Origin of the sequence: Tahibacter sp., assembly GCF_032229445.1 — a bacterium.
Classification (GTDB): domain Bacteria; phylum Pseudomonadota; class Gammaproteobacteria; order Xanthomonadales; family Rhodanobacteraceae; genus Tahibacter.
In genome coordinates this window covers 1-15,746 of sequence record NZ_JAVTWC010000007.1, presented here as the reverse complement: position 1 = coordinate 15,746, position 15,746 = coordinate 1, and the positions used below count along the sequence as shown (strand labels likewise).

The following is a 15,746-nucleotide window of genomic DNA, read 5'->3' as shown; positions in this document are numbered from 1 at the left end:
CGTTCCGAGGGACCGTGTCAGCAGTCGGCAGGCTACAGCGAAGAAGGCTCGGGACCGTTGTGGGATCCCGAGCCTCCGGTGCGGCGGATTGGCTTTCCCCCGCCCATGCATCGTATCGCGTCGCCCCCCTGGGTCAATCCGCGTTCGTCGGAGGGTCAGGTGTTGCCGAATGGTTGCTTTTTCCACTTCGCAACGAAGGAGTTCGACGATGCGGCGCTTACCGCTTCTCATGCAACTGGTGTTTCAACGCCCGAAACTCTCAGACCAAAAAATCGCCAAGCGCGTGGGCCGCACGGCCCAGACCGTCCGCCGCTACATCAACTTGATCGCCAGCAAAGGCGTCACCTGGGAGGAGGTGAGGAACCTCGACGGCCGGTCGATCCATCGTCGGCTCAACGAGACCCACACCGGCCCGCGCAAGCGGCAGATCGATCTCGACGCCGTCGACGCCGCGCTCGCCGTGCCCGGCACGACCTTTCGCGACGCGTGGCGCGACTACGCCCGCATCGATCCGGAAGATGCGGTGTGCTACGGCTACTTCGTGCGCATGTACCGCGAGGCGCGTCCGTGATGGCCGCCCGTCGGATTTGGTTCCAGGGGCGGCGCAACGTCAGCGATTCCGAGACGTTCCACCGGAACTTCATGTACCGATGTACATGGTCGGCGCCGAAGAAAGTCGGGCGCTTGACAGATCCGGATCGCGCATTAGCGTGCCCCCCGAACGCCACCCCCTGGCCCACGAGGAGAGCCCCGATGACCACCTAGCTGCCCTGAACCGTTTGGCGATCCACCTGCAAAAAACGGTCGTCCAGAAAGCACGAAGGCTCACGAATCCGTGCAAGGATCCGTGAGCCTTCGGGGAACGCATGGTGCGGATGACAACCCCCGCGCCGGCATCCTAGCTGCCTGGAGCCCTGTGTCAAGCCGCGACCGCGGCAGGGCACGGTGCGCCCGACCGTTTCCCCCCTCGCCGGCCCCCGACGGGCCGGCACCTCAAGGAAACGATCATGAAAGCGACGAACCTGAAAGCGAAGAACCTGCTGTCCCCGCAAGTCTCCGCGTCGAGCGTCCCGGCCCAGCAGCTGGCGGAGCGGCGCCCCCTGCCGAAGTGGGCCCACGCCTTGCCGAGCGTGGTCCGTATTCTGGACACGACCGGCCAAGCGCTGTCTTCCCGTCAGCTGGCGGCTGCCGTCGGCTGGGGTAAGACGACCGTCCTGAAGTACGTGCAGCCGCTTCGGTCGCTGCTGGCGACCTGCAGGGACGCCTGCGCGATGACGGCGCGGAAGCTGTACGAAAAGCTGACCGGCAAGCGGGAAGTTCGCTGCACGCGGCCCGACTTCGCGGTGGTCGAGAAACGCTTGCTGGAGCCGGGTCAGACCCGGCACCGCCTGTGGACGGAGTACCGCGCGGAGCTTCCGCCGGACAAGGCGATGAGCTACCCGCACTTCACCCGTGTGATGAAGGCGAGCGGGGTGGGGCAGGAGCTGACCATGCGCCAGCAGCACGAGCCGGGTTCCGCGGCGTTCGTCGACTTCTCCGGGAAGCGTCCGTTCTACTTCGATCGTACGACCGGCGCGAAAATCCACGTGGAGCTGCTCGTCATCGTGCTGGCCTACAGCCACTACACGTTCGTGGAGGGGCTCCCGTCGCAGAAGGTCGTGGACTGGATGGCGGGCGCCAAGGAGATGTTCCGGTTCTTCGGTGGCGTGCCCGGACGCCTGGTTCCGGACAACCTGAAGTCGGCGGTCACCAAGGCGGGCCGCGTGCCGGAGATCCAGGCCGACTACCTGGAGCTCGGCGAGCACTACGGCGTGCCGATCATCCCGGCTCGTGCCCGGCGGCCGCAGGACAAGGGCATCGTCGAGGCGTCGGTGAAGCACGTCCAGCAGCACCTGCTGCCGGAGCTGGCCAAGCAGAAGTTCTACTCGCTGGAAGCGCTGAACGCGGCGATCAAGGAGCTGATGGTGGTCTACAACGCCAAGCCGTTCCAGAAGCGGCCGGGCTCCCGCCTGTCGGAGTTCGAAGCCGTGGAGCGGGCCGCGCTCCGACCGCTGCCGCAGCGTCCGTTCGTCTACTTCGAACGGGTGTCCAAGCAGAAGGTGCCGCTGGACTACCACGTGCGCGTGCTCGAGCACCACTACTCGGTGCCGCACGAGTTCGTGGGGTGGGACGCGGAGGCGCGGGCCTCGACCAACGAGGTGCAGGTCTGGATCGACGGCGAGTGCGTGGCCAAGCACCCGAAGGGAGCGCCCGGGGGGTGCACCACGGATCCGGCGCACCAGACGGAAGCCCACCGCGCTCAGGCGTTGCGTACGCCGGAGCAGGTGATCGCGTGGGGCGCGGGCATCGGGCCGTGCATGGAACAGGTAATCCAGGCGCAGTTCCGCCGGCACAAGGTTCCCCTGCAGGGCTTGCAGTCGGCGTTCGCGATCCAGGATCTGGGTCGGAAGGCCACGCCCGAGCAGCTGGAAGCCGCGGCGAAGGAGGCGGTGGCGCTCCGGGTGTTCGCCGCCTCGGACGTGAAGCGGTTGGTGCAGGCGCTGCCGAAGCTGGCGGCCGACCCGTTCCCGTCGGCCGCCCCGGCCGAGGGTGCGCCGCAACCGATGCACCGCAGCCGTCGGGCGCCGCGAACGGCCCGCACCCCGCACCGTTCGCCGGCCGCGGCCCAGGCGGTGCGCTCGTGAGCGCGCCGTCGGTGGTGGAGCAGCTGGAGGCGCTGGGCCTGACCCACATGGCCGTGCTGTGGGCGCGTCAGGAGCGGGCGGAGGACCCCCGAGAGGCGGGGGCTCGCCTGGCAGAGTTGGTGGGCGCAGAGCGGTCGGGTCGCGCCGACGGCGTGCTGGGGCGACGACGGGCGGCGGCACGGCTGGAGCAGCCGTCGGCGGATCTGCGGGACCTGCGGCACCCCGCGGAGCGGCGTTTGGACGGCGCGGTGGTGCGGGCGCTGGGGAAACTGGCCTGGGTCGAGGCCGGCTCGCACCTGGTGTTCACCGGGGGCACGGGCACCGGCAAGACGTGGCTGTCCTGCGCCATGGCCAACGCCGCGATCGAACAGGGTCGGTCGGTGCAGGCGTGGGCGGTGCCCGACCTGCTCGCGGAGTGGCAGGCGAGCGGCGACCGGCTGCACCTGTTCCGCCGCCGGTTGGGCAAGCTGGACCTGTTGATCCTGGAGGACTGGGGTGTGGAGCGGTTGCGTCCGGAGGACGCTTCGGTGATCCGCCGCGTGGTGATGGACCGCATCGACCGGAAGTCGCTGCTGATCGCCTCCGCGCTGCCGCCCTCCGCGTGGCGGCAATGGCTCGGCGGTTCGTTGGTGGCGGACGGTCTGGTCGACCGCCTGGAGGCGGCCTCCCAGGTCATCGGTCTGGAGGGCGGTTCGTTGCGGCGTAGGGGGGTGAGGGCGGCGTAGTCCGCTCGACGCGGGACGCTAGCGAAGCCACGGCACGATTGCCGTGGCTTCGTGGTTTACGCGGCGTCCAAGTCGCTCGGAGGCGGTGTCCCGAAGGTACGCCCATCGACCCGGTTGCCGTCGGCGAAAACGGTGAGCGTGGCGTACAGACCCGCTTCCGCAATCTGGCCGCCCACACTCTCACAGCCAGACACGGCCGCTTCCGCGCTGGCGTAGTCGGCTACCAGTTCGGCCTCGCCGTCCCTGCCGACCCAACGCCAAAGTTCCCAGTGGTTCGCCGCAGCGTTGAAACGGACTTCGTATCGGCGTCGAAACATGGTCCATCCACGAGCTGCGAAGGAAGTCATCATGGCGGGCCACCCGTCAACGCTCAGCACGGGCTCACGGGGGCATTTTCTTCCTAGCGTCTGGAATCTTCCTGCAAAGCCCCCCTACAAGCGCACTCGCGCTTCCGGCTTCTTGCCTACGGGTCGGGCCAACACCCGGTCGAGGCTCTGCGCAGCGCACCGGCTCTGCCATTCCTCTAACTCGTGCCAACCCATACCGTTGGCCACCTCGAACACGAGGCTCCGCTGCTCCTCCGACATGAGTGCCCCGGCATTGACCAGGGTTCTCACCGCCGACCAGTTCTCCTTGGACAAGGCGATGGCAAAGGGCGTGAGGCCCCGCTTTTCCCGAGCATCGACTTGGGCGCCCGCGTCGAGCAAAGCCTGGGCAAGGAAGCTGTAAGGCGCCCCGTCTTCTTCCGGGTCTTCCGCGATCGCGGCGGCCCAATGCAGCGCGGTCGCTCCCTGCGCGTCCCGGGCGGACACGTCCTGCCCCGCGGCCAGGAGCAACGGGACGTAGGACGGCGGGCACTCGCCGGCGACCGCCTCCTGCAAAAGCGTGCGCTGGGCCGCCCATGCTTCCCTGGCCAACTGCGGCACCGGCCAGTCGAGCGCCTCGTCCCCCTTCAACGCCTCCCGCGTTGCGGCGTGGTGGAGCAGCCAGGCCTCCACCAGCTCACGGCCGGCGCCGGGGCGATCCGCGGAGTCGTTGCGCTGTTCGTAGAGCAACGCCATTCGGTCGGCCGCTGAAGCCGAGGCAAACCACTCTTTCGTCGCGCCGTTGAAGGCGGGCGCCGAGCTGACGGCCTCGGTGGCGAGGGCGACGGCGACCGCGGGCTGGGTCCACACCTGAGGCTTCGGGCGCCAGCACGCCAGCACGTCGTGGAAGGCTTGGCGTCGCCCGCCGGAGGGCGCGTTGTCCCGCTCCATCGCCTCGATGTGGGAAAAGCGGTCGGCCTCGACCAAGAAGAATGGATTTCGCAAAGCGGACTCCTTCTGCGCGGCCGAGCCGCCCGGGGGACTACGAAGACGAGGCGGCGAGCCGCGTTCGCGGCGTGGGTAGGGATGTGGATGAAAGAGCGTGGCTGGCTACTTGCTCGGACCGTCCCGCGCCGCGACCAAAGCCGCGACCAAGTCAGGGTGCGCTGAGACCGAGGCCACGTGGTCGATGGCCCGGTTGCCCGGGCTGCCTGCGGTGGGATCGGCACCGGCTGCCAGGAGCAAGCGCGCGGCCTCCGCAAAACCGTAGCGCACGGCGCCGGAAAGCGCCGTCCACCCGAAACAGTCCCACCGGTCCACGTCCTTCGTCGTCGTCAGGAGCCGCCGCACCAACGGCAGCGCGCATTCCTGCGGCGGCATGTCCCCATCGTCTCCATCGAGGTTGTAAGACGTCGCCGTTTTCAGAGGGGTGTCGTCGTCCCCGTCCGGGTGGTTCGGATTCGCCCCGTGATCGAGCAGGTAGGCGGCCGTTCGGAAGTCGCCAGCGCTCAGCGCGTCGTTCAGCGGCGTACGCCCGTCGGAACATTCCGCATCGGGAGAGAACTCGGGCGGAGGAAGCTCACCGTAGGCCCGTTCTTGGTCGGCCAACGCGGCGCGCAGCGCCCAGTAGGCGTAGGCGTCTTCGGTAGCCCCCACCGCGAGAAGCACCCGAGCGCGCACGTCGTCCGGAGCCTGCACCACCGCCTCGGCAAAATGCCGCAGCCGTTTCGATGCACGCTTCCTGTCGAACACTTTTTGAGCAGCCCCGACGAACTCGACCCAGACCTCATTGGGCTTGGTCCACTCCATCAGGAAGCTCCGAACGCGCGATGCCTCAATCGTCTCCCGGGCCATGTAGGTCAGTTGCGCGGAAGGCAGATTCGACAGCAGGTCGTCCAAATCGCAATCGAACACATGCAGCATGGCAGCACCTCCGTGTGACGTGCACGCCAACCTAACGGGGATCGCCGATTCGTCAAGTGGGGCACTTGGCACCAAGGGTTGTCCGAAATCACGACCCGGGCCGGCCCGTCAGAAAATTACTGCGCGTTGGCCAAGCAGGACTGGCTGGCCAACTTTGCAGGATTAACCACATAGGAAAGCGGACGGTGAGTGGGGATTGCTGACGACTTCAATCGGCACCATCGACCCCCGGTGCGCGACAAGCTGAAAATCATCGCAGAAAAGCACGGTAACCATCGATTGGGGAAGTCGCCCTTACCAGTCGGTCAAGGAGCTGATCGAGTTTCGCGACGCGGTGGCTCACTCGAAGACCCAGGACGTTTCCATCGAGCTCATTTCGGGCGCGAGGCGCGGTCATGCGTCGCATTGGCCCTCCCTGTGCGATCGGGACACCGCTGAACGGTTCAGCGACGACGTCGAAAGGATCATCAAGGATTTTCCCGAGCGGGTAGGGATTTCCATGCCTCGCGAATCGCAGCTGTCCGAGCAGGTCGAGGAGCAGGCCGACTGACGGATGGCCTTCTTGCGATCTGGGTATTGGGCGACGAACCGACGTCCCGCGTGCTGTGCCCTCGCAATTGCGCTCGGCTAAATCGCTTGATCAAACGGCGAACCACGCTGGCTCCGATCCCCAGCTGCTGAGCGCTGGATCGCAACTAGCTCGTGAGGCAAGCCACGGGGTGAGAGATCCGGCCAACTTGGGACACGAATACTCCATCGACGGCACAATTGGATGCTTCATGGACTTCGACATTCGCGAGATCGGCGCGACGCTACTGGTTGGATCGTTCATCTTTCTGGTTGCAGAAGGGTTGCTGTCTTTTGTATTCAGGATCGACTTGACCGGTTTTTATCAAGGAGAGTTCTTCGGATTTCCCGGAAACCTCAAGGCCGAACAAGACGCTGCCGGAAGCGAAATCGACCATGGCAAGCGCGAGCAGAAGGCGCGGCGACAGGCCACTGAACGGAACGAGGGGAAAATAGCCTCGCGTCCCAAACAATATCCAATTCCTTTTACGGTCTTTCTCGCTATCTCGCTGGTCGTTGGCCTGATCGGGGAAGATCTGGCGATGCACATCGTCGAGGAGCAGCCGGAGGTTGTTTCTGCACCGGCATCCTCGCTGGTCAGGTATGTTTCACCAACTGGCAATTTCCTAGGGGTCAGGTTCGACTCACTTTCGAGCAAGCATCGCGCTCGCGCCGCACGGCTCGTTGAAATAGCCGCTACGAAAAAATGTGATGCGAAACAGAACGCCGCACTTGAGAAAGAGCTTTCTTCCGGGTTGATCGGCCCGATGATAACTGCTGCGTCCGCCTCCGAGCAGAAAGGGGATTGCATACCTGAGTCAGCCAAAGTGAGCTTGACAGCTCTCGGAAAGAGCTTGTTTCAGCTACGAACAATCCAATCGATTTGCGGCGCAGTGCAAACCCTGCAAAAGGATGGGTCGAATGACGCGGGCAGTTCGAGTTCCGTACGACAGGCTGACGTCCCCACGCCTCCAACATGGCCCGCTCTATGGCAAATACTGAGCGCCGATGGCGAAGCCACTTTGCAGGTCACGGATAGAAGATGGCAGAAGCTAGTGGGATGTCTTTCGGCAACCTACTATCACGCAAAGAATCGGAATTTCCTAGAGCCAACGATGTTTGAAGAGCTGCGGCGCATTGATATTCGGCGCAAGCTCACCGGTGCCTTTGCATTCTTTGCCTTGTTGTTCCTGTTACCGGCCATAACGGTAGTGTCCGCCCTGTCGGTTTGGCGCTTATGGCAAATTGCGGATACCCGGGTGCTGACGGCGGCCGCCGCAGCGAACGGCCTGCTACTTGTTTCTACTTTCTTTACTGCAAAATTTGAGCATTACAAAAACATCGAGTCCCTTCAGGCAGCTTTGATCGGCGCAATCGTCGCTCCATTCTTGATCGCTGTCCTGGCAGGGCTATGGCGGTGGATCCACGCACCAAAACCCGATGCCAACGCAACCGCCCATCGCAAGCTAGCGTGGTTGATCTTCATGTCGGCTGTCCTGATGCTTGTAATACGGTTCGCGCACATCGGAGTAACTCGGGGATTGGACACCGGCACGCTGGTTCGAAGTATTTTCGCATTCAGTAGCTGGTTTACGCCGGCGATTTATTTGCTGGCATCCGTGGTGTCAGCATGGTTGCTATGGAGGGGTTTTGAACGCAACGAAGCGTGGCCACGTCCACAAAATTCGGAGCGCTCACGTATCGGGTCCGGCCTGATCTTGATTGGCACACTGATCGCCGTTTACGTCGGTGGACTTCATGCTTGCGCCATCGAGTCCCGGGAATTCAACGGACGCGTATTCGGCTACTACTCGACGATTGGTCGGTACGAAGAAACCGCTGGCGTCGGCGTCCCCGGCGATAATCCTTTTGGCAGCGAGCGGCTTCAAGCCACGCTTGAAGGTATCAAAGCTCGGCCGAACGCAGCGTCCACTTGTCTTGGGTCGGCGACGTCGCAAGGTCCGGCATCCCTGACTGCGTGCTCACCGCCAACCGAGCCGGCCAAGGAACCGATGGCACCGATCAGCCCGGACCTGCCCCCCAAGCAAGAAGAGGCGAACAGCGGCTCGGCCTCACAATAGATCGACGACGGAGGCGATGAAAGGTCCAGTTATGGAAAGGGCGCGCTGCAGCGCGCCCCGCCTCGCCAACAACACTGGCCTGCTAGCACCACCGAACCCGGCGTTGACTTCGAGCGCTCCGTGGACCACCACCTCGCGCGGGTGAACCGTCGTGCCGCCCGCGGAGGCTGCTGAAGAGCCGGTCGGCGGCGAGGGTGTTGTGGCGGTACCGAGCCGCAGCACCCGGAACTCATCGTGCGGCAGGCACCCGATGCGCATGCGCAAGACATCGGCTGCGTCGGTCGGCGTTCGGAAGGCACTGCCGATCGAGCCGGCGGAGCAGCATGCCCCGAGCGGCGCCGAGATGCTTGATGCGGGGATCGGCACTGTTCCCGGGCCACAAGGAGGCGCACAGACCGCTCGAGCAGTCGGTTACGGGTTGAGGGCCAAGGGCTCACGCGCCACGCTGGTCCGAGCGCGGTTGTAGCGCGTCGCGCGAACTTGGTCCCGCCGACCGGAGCGGCCCGGGTCCTCGCCACCGCGCATGAGGGAACCGCGGGCCAGGCGTCGTTCACCGATTGGACCGTGGCTCGTCTTTACGCCTGCAAGGCATCCGCAGCGTTGAGGGCGGCATCGAGCGGACTGATTCGACCCGCCACCGTGCAGAAAAGCTCACGCTGCAGTTTGGCGAAGTCTGCCTGGATGGCTCTTCGAGCGGCCAGGAAGCGCCATCGGGTGCTCTCGGTGTTCCCGCGCCCCATCGCCGCCAAGCGGTGGGCGCCGATGGCGTTGCTCAAGGCGGCCCATCGCACGGCGAGCGGGGCCTCTCGGAGCTTGTTGACGGTCGGACAGTCAATCGGCTCCGAGCCTGACGCTGCAGCGGCCGCCAACTCCCGGACCGCATCTTCCATCGATGAACCCGTGCCCTAGGCCAGCTCCGGTCGCCGACCGTTATCGCAACAGCGGAGACAGCGACGGTAGCCGTGTGTGCGGCACACCCTTCGCGCAATTTCTTATGTGCATAATGCGCACGCTGCATCTGTTCCAGAGTTCACGATTGTTCCTTGCAGTCTGAATCCGGGTATCTCACCAAGGAGGAGTTTCGGTCATGGTCAAATTTTTCGTCAGAGCTACTGAGACAGGACGAGTCGTTTACCTTCCCCTCGATGAAATCTGCCTTGAGATCCTGGAGGTCGACTACGAGAAGCAGGGAGTTTATGGAAAACAGCTGACCGCAATCTACCAAGGCGTTACGTACAATCTAGGGCAGATGGATCACACCGGTGATGAAAGGCTCGCAGTCCAAGGAATGCTCTCTAAGATTTCGGTAGAGATTCGTCTTTGACCGACTTGGTCAGCTCGTTGTAGCGCTGGATCCATTCTGGAATCCGTTCGTTCAGCCGTTGAGCGTGGTGAGCGAACGCCTGGTTCTGATTGATTCCGAGGCGATGATTGAACGGCTCGATGCAGAATCGAACCTCGGCCAGCAGTAGGTGATGGTCCAGCTCCCAATCAGTCTTGGGGAGGTGGTTCGGCACGTCGGACATGGGCGATCCTCAACAGGGCGTGTTCGTAACGGCCGAGGCAAAGCGTTCTCAGCCACCGTCACCCTGCCTTGGATCGCGCGACGGCCGATCGTCTGATTTCGCCGGCGATGCATCCAAGACACGGGTCATCTGTACTTACCAGATATTGTCCGTCGCGCAAGCCCGTGCTGGATGACGGTCCATGGCCGAAGAGAACGACGGCGGGCCGGGCTGCTTTCGCCATGGTTTTCCTGTGACCGAGCGCCCGCATCGGCAGGAGCTCTGGCGCCTCGGCCCCGTGCGATGGATTGCGTTCGGCGCGTCACGAAACGATCGCCAACATCACGGCCGGCCGGAGTCTCACTGCCGGTAAAGCTCGTCGCATGGTAAGCGTCCGCCCAGACCACCTTCCACCGCGAACAAATCAAAGCGATCCTTACCCCGCCAGCTGCCATCGGTGTGGCAACAGCTCGGCGATGCGGCGGTAGGGATGAGTCGGCAGTCGGGTCAGCACATCCTTGAGGTAGGCATAGGGTTCGTGCCCATTCTGATTGGCTGTGGCGATCAGGCTCATGATCGCGGCGGCACGCTCGCCGGCGGCTTTGGATCCGGCGAAGAGCCAGTTCTTGCGGCCCACGGCGACAGGGCGGATGGCGCGCTCGACCGGGTTGTTGTCGATCGGCACCAAACCGTCGTCGATGTAGCGAACCAGCGCCGGCCAGCGCTTGCGCGTATGCGCAAGGGCTTTGGCCAGGCCGCTGTTGGGCAGTACGCGTGCGGAGACGTCGGCGATCCAGCGCTGGAACTCGTCGAGGACGGGGCGTGCTTTGTGGTGTCGCAGCGCCTGGCGTGCGGGCGGATCCAGGCCTTTGGCTTCGGTCTCGATGTGATAAAGCTCAGCTATAAAGCGCAGCGCGTGTTCGGCTTGCGTACTGGCTTGGGCAGCATGGAGTTGGAAGTACAGTCGTCGGACGTGTGCCCAGCAGCCGACCTCGGTGATGCCGCCGGCGAACAGCGCCTTGTAGCCGCTGTAATCGTCGACCACGAGACTGCCGCGGAACGCTGCCGCAACCGCGCCCTGGGCATCGGCATGCGTGGTAACGCCGAGGAAGCGCTGCGCGTGTTCGCCGCTGCGGCTCGTGCAGAAGTCAAAGATCGTGATCGGTGGCCCGTTGGCCGCGGTATACGCAAATAGGTAAGCCCGCGCCGTCTTGCCGGCGCCCGGATCGAGCAAGGCGACCGGCGTTTCATCCGCATGAATCACCGGCTGTTGCAGCAAGTCAGCCTTCATCGCTGCCACCAGCGGCATCAGCGCCACGCCCGCGGCACCGGTCCAGCCGGCCAGCGTGGAGCGGGCCAACTCGATGCCGCTGCGCTGATAGATCTGTTGCTGGCGATACAGCGGCAAATGATCGGCGTATTTGCTGATCAGCACGTGTGCCAGCAAACCCGGCGCCGCACGGCCGCGCTCGATGACACTCGGCACGCTGGGTTCTACCGTGATCGTCTCGCACGCACGACACGCGTACTTCGGATAGATGTGTCGTTCCACCCAGAACTCGGCGGCTTTGCAATCCAGCCGTTCCGTCACGTCTTCGCCCATCGCCACGAGCGCGCCGCCACAGCTCTCACACGTGCACGCTGCCGGCTCATGACGTACCTCCACGCGCGGCAGATGCTCCGGCAACGGCAGCCGCTTGGGCTGACGACGCGTCGACGGTGTCGAACGCAGCGAGGCCAGTTCGTTCTCGATCGCGGCAATATCTTCGTCGAGTGTTTCGTCGAACAACAGCCGCTGCGCCGGATCCAGTTGTTCGGAACGACGGCCGAAGCGCAGGCGGTTCATCGCCGCCAGCTGTGACTCCAACGCCTTGATCCGCGCTTCGCGATACGCACCGATCGTGGCCATCTCGGCGATCTGTGCATCACGCCGAGCAATCACCGCATCGCGCTCAGCAACTGCCGCCAACGCGGCGCGCAATTGTGCGTGCAGATCGTCGGAGGCAGGGGCATCGATACTCATGCGCCGATAGTAAAGTCACACCAATTCGCCGACCAGAGGCTTCGCGCACAAACGATGCCAATCGACACCGGTGCACAGCCAGGCGAACGCCTGCGCGTCGATCTCACACACCCGATCGCTGCGTCGCGGCCACACGAATCGGCCTTCGCGCAAGCGTCGAACGCACATCCACACGCCGTGCGCATCCGCGCAGATCACCTTGATGCGTGTACCACTGCGATTACGGAACACGTACGCGCCACCGGCCAACCCATCGTGACCAAACTTCGTCGCGATGGTCGTCAACAATCCGTCCATGCCACGACGCAGGTCGATCGGTTCGATTGCAATCCACCACGACGCCGGACTCAACATGCAGCCAGCTCGCGCAGCAGCGCCGCGACCCAGCGCGGCTCCGTTCCCACCGGGACCAAAACACGCAGCCCGCCCTGCCGCACTTCGATCGCTGACGCTGGGACCTGTTCGGCCACGACACGAACAGGCACCAGCGCCTGACCCGGCGTCGCGCGCAAGCGACGCTGCAGCACGCTGCTCCACTTCGCCAGTGTCATCGCATTGAGCCCGTGCCGCTTGCTGTACTGCTTCTGCGTCAGGCCACTCGCACGCCACACATCAACGTGCTGCTGCCAGAATCGCTCTGACCTTGGAATTGCCATGCTCGACGCCTCTGCGGGTGGAGAGGCGAGCATTGGTGCTTTGCTGTAGTTGGGGAAGGTGGCGAGGGCGTACGCTTACGTCGCATGCCGCTATCCTCGCGGAAAGCAGTCAGCATCGATTCGTTCCCACCCTAGCCAGCAACCAAGGGGACTGGCTAGAAACCAGCGTCGTGTCCGTCCATTCCGTCTCGCGAAGGAGCGCTGCGACCGCCTTGATCGCAGCGACTTGGACTACTTCACGGTCGACGCCGAGGGTTTGTTGGTGGAGCAGCCGTCGATCAGGACGATGTTCTTGGCCTTATCGATTTTCAGGTCCTGCAAGATCTTTTTCACCCGCGTCCATTCGCCATCGGTGAAGTAGAGAATCACCGTGATGGACGACGACGTGTCGTTGGCCTTTTCGTAGATCTGCACCTGGTTCTGCAGATTCGTTTTCAGCTTGGTGTTCCGCGCCAGCTTGAACTCCACCAGCGTTTTGTCGGCGTTGCCTTCCGAGATCTTGTAGTCCACCGGACCCCGGCCGTTGTTGACCTCACGGTTGACGTCCATCCGCGACGCGAACCACGTCAGCCGATAGAGGAGCTGAAGGTGAGCTTCTTGCGTGATCGGCTTTCCGTTGATGTAGAAGATCCGCCAGCCATCCTTGTGCTCGATGACGTCCTTCAGGAAGTTGACTCGCGCCATGCTCTCGGTGAAGGAATTGCCGCCGGTGTAGAACACCGTTCCTTCCAAATGCTCCCGGACCAACCGGGACACTTCGTCGACGAACTGCGCCTGCGTGTCGGCCACCTTCTTCTTGCTGGTCCGGTGGGCTTCGTCGGCCGTGTCTTCCTTGGCGCGAATGAAGTGGTCCAACAGGACCGGAAACTCCTCCACAGTCTGCGCCGCCAGTCGCTTTCGCTCCTGATTCGTCGCGTCTTCGGCCAAACGGGACATGAAATAGGTGTCGATCTGATGGCGCAGCTGCTGGTTCGGGATGGATTGATAGACGTCCTCGATCCCGTCCAGCAGGTCGCCGCGATTGATCCACGCCTCGTCCCTGGTGAGCATGTCCCTCGGCGTCAGGATCACGTAGTCGCCGTTGACAAACGGCAGCTCGTACTTTCCCGATGTCCACCGCTTGCTGGCCGGATTGAAGGCCACCCGATTGACCGCGACCACCCTCACCAGCTCGGCGCGCAGATGGGTCTTGGCAAAGGTCTGGGTGTACTCCAGCAGGAACTGCTTGATCAGGTTGGTGACGAAATCGCTCAGGTGGTCGCGGCCTACCCCATCGCTCAGTAAACACAGCTTCTCCAAGTGGCTGGACTTGGTGATCTTCTCGGCGCCGAAGTCGCGAAAGACGTGGTGGAGGTTCTTGTGCAGCGTGTTGGCGAACTGCGTGCCCAGGCCGTTGCCGCTGTTGCCCGACCGGCTGAAGCCCAGCCAGTTCTGCTTGACCTCCGCGAAGCGGAACCACTGGTCGATATGGACTTGGGTGAGCGCGCCGGTGGCGGACACATCGCGCAGAAACTTCAAGTAGTCGATGATCTGTTCATGGAGACCCTGGTAGACCGCGTTCTCGCTGTCGAACAGTAGGAACGGGTCGATGAACAGTGGCAGGTCGTTGACGAGCGACACGTTGAAGGCGCCGTAGGAATCCAGGGCCGCCTTGTCCACCTCGAAGAAATCCGAGAAGTAGATCCCCACACGTCCCGTCGCACCGGTCCGCGTCATTTCGACTGCTCCTGTGGCCCGAGTTCGATGATGCCACCATCCTCCGCGCATACAGGCCGGCAGCCAAGTGGGCAGTACATGCCTCATCTGATTCTTGCCGGGCGGTCCGCGCGACGGCGAAACGCTTCGATCGGACAAACTCAACGTGGACGGCTACAGGGTTCTGGGGTTCGACGGACGCGGACCAGCCCAAGGACGCCGACGTCGTCGTGATGGCCCACACCTCGATCCACGGGAACGATCGGCGATGGACGTGGGCCACGCCGGGTGGGCGAACGCCCGCGATACCGGGAAGCTCAGCCACGACTAACGATGTAGCTTCGCAACCGATCGCGAAGCGTCGCCCAACGGTTCACGCACGCAACCAACGCCGGGCCCGATGGCAACCCCGATGGTCTTTCTGCGGCCGCACGGTGGCCGACTTGGTGGATCGGTTTGACGCCGTCTGGACGCCGGCCGAGCCCGAACGGCTCGAGCGGGCCAAAAGACGGGACGAGGAGCGGGCCGCCGAGAAGGCGGCTCGGACGGCTGGGCGGGCACCGACGAAGGCGGGCGGGCCGATGGCCGTGCCGACGGCGGTGACCGAGAGGCGGGGCGAATCGGGTCCGCCCGATGGGGATGCGGGGGGCGGGCCGATGGCGGGGATGCTGAAGGCCGGGGCGACGGGTGCAGCGGACGGGCGGGAGGCGGGGGCTTCGCTGCAGGCAGGGGCCACGGCGGAGGCGACCGGGGCGGCGAATCGGGTCCGCTCGGCGTGATCATCATGGCGCCAGGCGAAGACTGAGCGCCGGGCAGGTCCAGCAGGCGCGACCGTGGCGCGAAAGCCCGACTATTCGGACAAGCCTCTGTTTTTTAGGCAACAAAAAAGGCCAGCTGGGCCGGCCTTTTTTGCTGGTAGCTCAGAGATCCGAAGAGCTCTGTTCTCATTTTCGCGAATCAATCTTACGAGGGGCGGCGGCGAATGTCAAACTGGAAATCGTGGTCGACTCGGCGTAGCGTTAGCGTCGGTTCACCGGCCCGGTAGCTCAACTGGATAGAGTTCTCATTTTCGCAAATAGAGGGTTGTGGGTTCGAATCCCGCCCGGGCCTTACGAACCTGTAGAGTGAAGCGTAGCGGGGAGTTGCGACCCTGCGGAAGGCCGCCTTCGGGCGGCCTTCTTTTATGGTGCTGCAGCTGGAGCTATCCAGTATCGATCGACTGCGATGGTCTCTTGGAATCCGTTCCCGGGGCGTCCGGGAAGCAGGGGCCATGAAGCAGGCCGGGGGGCAAGAGGGAGGCTGGGGGCACCCAAGAAGCAGGGCGGGGGCATGCGTCCAGTGCTGGTTCGGAGGGGCGTGTGCCTAGTCCTGGCCCGGAGGGGTGCTGGCCCGGAGGGGCATGCGCCTAGTTCTGGCCCGAAGGGCATGCGCCTAGTTCTGGCCCGGAGGGCATGCGCCCAGTGCTGATTGTTACCTGCACATTCCAGCTGGGCGGGGGGGGGGGGGGGGGGGGGGGGGGGGGGGGGGCGGGGAGGGGGGGGGGGGGGGGGGGGGGGGGGGGGGGGGGGGGGGGGGGGGGGGG

At 64.1% G+C, this 15,746-nt stretch carries 15 protein-coding genes and 1 tRNA gene; 7 read left to right on the top strand and 9 right to left on the bottom strand.

Annotated elements, in window-relative coordinates:
* The first annotated feature begins 208 nt into the window (after positions 1-208).
* The 3 genes from RUU78_RS01795 (at position 209) to RUU78_RS01785 (ending at position 3,409) form a co-directional block, all read left to right on the top strand.
* Positions 209-571 carry an HTH domain-containing protein gene (locus RUU78_RS01795; protein ID WP_313913071.1) on the top strand — a complete coding sequence of 121 codons (363 nt, stop codon included), beginning with the start codon at positions 209-211 and terminating at the stop codon, positions 569-571.
* 436 nt (positions 572-1,007) lie between these two features.
* Complete coding sequence (gene istA / locus RUU78_RS01790; RefSeq protein WP_313913069.1) at positions 1,008-2,684, top strand: IS21 family transposase; 1,677 nt, start codon at positions 1,008-1,010, stop codon at positions 2,682-2,684.
* Positions 2,681-3,409 carry an ATP-binding protein gene (locus RUU78_RS01785; RefSeq protein WP_313913068.1) on the top strand — a complete coding sequence of 243 codons (729 nt, stop codon included), beginning with the start codon at positions 2,681-2,683 and terminating at the stop codon, positions 3,407-3,409. Before istA ends, RUU78_RS01785 begins: the two co-directional genes overlap by 4 nt.
* Positions 3,410-3,465: 56 nt before the next feature.
* On the opposite strand, the gene RUU78_RS01780 is transcribed toward RUU78_RS01785, so the two are convergent.
* The 3 genes from RUU78_RS01780 to RUU78_RS01770 all read right to left on the bottom strand — a co-directional run bounded on the left by RUU78_RS01780 (position 3,466) and on the right by RUU78_RS01770 (position 5,637).
* Complete coding sequence (locus RUU78_RS01780; RefSeq protein WP_313913066.1) at positions 3,466-3,726, bottom strand: hypothetical protein; 261 nt, start codon at positions 3,724-3,726, stop codon at positions 3,466-3,468.
* Positions 3,727-3,840: 114 nt separating this feature from the next.
* Positions 3,841-4,701: a hypothetical protein gene (locus tag RUU78_RS01775; protein WP_313913064.1), complete on the bottom strand. Its 861-nt coding sequence runs from the start codon at positions 4,699-4,701 to the stop codon at positions 3,841-3,843.
* Between the two features lie 123 nt (positions 4,702-4,824).
* Positions 4,825-5,637, bottom strand: a complete 813-nt coding sequence (locus RUU78_RS01770; RefSeq protein ID WP_313913062.1) for an ankyrin repeat domain-containing protein — start codon at positions 5,635-5,637, stop codon at positions 4,825-4,827.
* A 334-nt stretch (positions 5,638-5,971) separates the two neighbouring features.
* Here RUU78_RS01770 and RUU78_RS01765 point away from each other — a divergent pair, with 334 nt between their 5' ends.
* Positions 5,972-6,187 (top strand): hypothetical protein, encoded by a 216-nt coding sequence (locus RUU78_RS01765; RefSeq protein ID WP_313913060.1) that lies wholly within the window; start codon positions 5,972-5,974, stop codon positions 6,185-6,187.
* Positions 6,188-6,416: 229 nt separating this feature from the next.
* Positions 6,417-8,285, top strand: coding sequence for a hypothetical protein (locus tag RUU78_RS01760; RefSeq protein ID WP_313913058.1), 1,869 nt, complete (start codon positions 6,417-6,419; stop codon positions 8,283-8,285).
* Positions 8,286-8,860: 575 nt separating this feature from the next.
* On the opposite strand, the gene RUU78_RS01755 is transcribed toward RUU78_RS01760, so the two are convergent.
* Positions 8,861-9,061: a hypothetical protein gene (locus RUU78_RS01755; protein WP_313913056.1), complete on the bottom strand. Its 201-nt coding sequence runs from the start codon at positions 9,059-9,061 to the stop codon at positions 8,861-8,863.
* A gap of 311 nt (positions 9,062-9,372) precedes the next feature.
* On the opposite strand from RUU78_RS01755, the gene RUU78_RS01750 reads away from it, so the two are divergent.
* Positions 9,373-9,609, top strand: coding sequence for a hypothetical protein (locus RUU78_RS01750; protein WP_313913054.1), 237 nt, complete (start codon positions 9,373-9,375; stop codon positions 9,607-9,609).
* On the opposite strand, the gene RUU78_RS01745 is transcribed toward RUU78_RS01750, so the two are convergent.
* The 5 genes from RUU78_RS01745 to RUU78_RS01725 all read right to left on the bottom strand — a co-directional run bounded on the left by RUU78_RS01745 (position 9,581) and on the right by RUU78_RS01725 (position 14,185).
* Complete coding sequence (locus RUU78_RS01745) at positions 9,581-9,811, bottom strand: hypothetical protein (RefSeq protein WP_313913052.1); 231 nt, start codon at positions 9,809-9,811, stop codon at positions 9,581-9,583. The two genes, RUU78_RS01750 and RUU78_RS01745, sit on opposite strands and share 29 nt — an antisense overlap.
* 415 nt (positions 9,812-10,226) lie before the next feature.
* Positions 10,227-11,813, bottom strand: coding sequence for an IS66 family transposase (locus tag RUU78_RS01740; protein WP_313913051.1), 1,587 nt, complete (start codon positions 11,811-11,813; stop codon positions 10,227-10,229).
* A gap of 15 nt (positions 11,814-11,828) precedes the next feature.
* A complete protein-coding gene (tnpB, locus tag RUU78_RS01735) occupies positions 11,829-12,167 on the bottom strand; it encodes an IS66 family insertion sequence element accessory protein TnpB (protein ID WP_313913049.1) in 339 nt (112 codons plus the stop codon).
* Positions 12,161-12,469, bottom strand: coding sequence for a hypothetical protein (locus tag RUU78_RS01730; protein ID WP_313913048.1), 309 nt, complete (start codon positions 12,467-12,469; stop codon positions 12,161-12,163). The genes tnpB and RUU78_RS01730 overlap by 7 nt, the downstream gene beginning before the upstream one ends.
* A gap of 231 nt (positions 12,470-12,700) precedes the next feature.
* Positions 12,701-14,185 (bottom strand): hypothetical protein, encoded by a 1,485-nt coding sequence (locus RUU78_RS01725; protein ID WP_313913046.1) that lies wholly within the window; start codon positions 14,183-14,185, stop codon positions 12,701-12,703.
* A gap of 1,014 nt (positions 14,186-15,199) precedes the next feature.
* On the opposite strand from RUU78_RS01725, the gene RUU78_RS01720 reads away from it, so the two are divergent.
* Positions 15,200-15,274: transfer RNA gene (locus tag RUU78_RS01720), tRNA-Ala, on the top strand.
* Positions 15,275-15,746 lie beyond the last annotated feature (472 nt).

Bases quoted from the DNA above. Each gene is read 5' to 3' on its own strand.
- RUU78_RS01795 (WP_313913071.1), top strand. From the start codon at position 209: ATGCGGCGCTTACCGCTTCTCATGCAACTGGTGTTTCAACGCCCGAAA.
- istA (WP_313913069.1), top strand. From the start codon at position 1,008: ATGAAAGCGACGAACCTGAAAGCGAAGAACCTGCTGTCCCCGCAAGTC.
- RUU78_RS01780 (WP_313913066.1), bottom strand. From the start codon at position 3,726: ATGTTTCGACGCCGATACGAAGTCCGTTTCAACGCTGCGGCGAACCAC.
- RUU78_RS01770 (WP_313913062.1), bottom strand. From the start codon at position 5,637: ATGCTGCATGTGTTCGATTGCGATTTGGACGACCTGCTGTCGAATCTG.
- RUU78_RS01760 (WP_313913058.1), top strand. From the start codon at position 6,417: ATGGACTTCGACATTCGCGAGATCGGCGCGACGCTACTGGTTGGATCG.
- RUU78_RS01750 (WP_313913054.1), top strand. From the start codon at position 9,373: ATGGTCAAATTTTTCGTCAGAGCTACTGAGACAGGACGAGTCGTTTAC.
- RUU78_RS01745 (WP_313913052.1), bottom strand. From the start codon at position 9,811: ATGTCCGACGTGCCGAACCACCTCCCCAAGACTGATTGGGAGCTGGAC.
- RUU78_RS01740 (WP_313913051.1), bottom strand. From the start codon at position 11,813: ATGAGTATCGATGCCCCTGCCTCCGACGATCTGCACGCACAATTGCGC.
- tnpB (WP_313913049.1), bottom strand. From the start codon at position 12,167: ATGTTGAGTCCGGCGTCGTGGTGGATTGCAATCGAACCGATCGACCTG.
- RUU78_RS01730 (WP_313913048.1), bottom strand. From the start codon at position 12,469: ATGGCAATTCCAAGGTCAGAGCGATTCTGGCAGCAGCACGTTGATGTG.
- RUU78_RS01725 (WP_313913046.1), bottom strand. From the start codon at position 14,185: ATGACGCGGACCGGTGCGACGGGACGTGTGGGGATCTACTTCTCGGAT.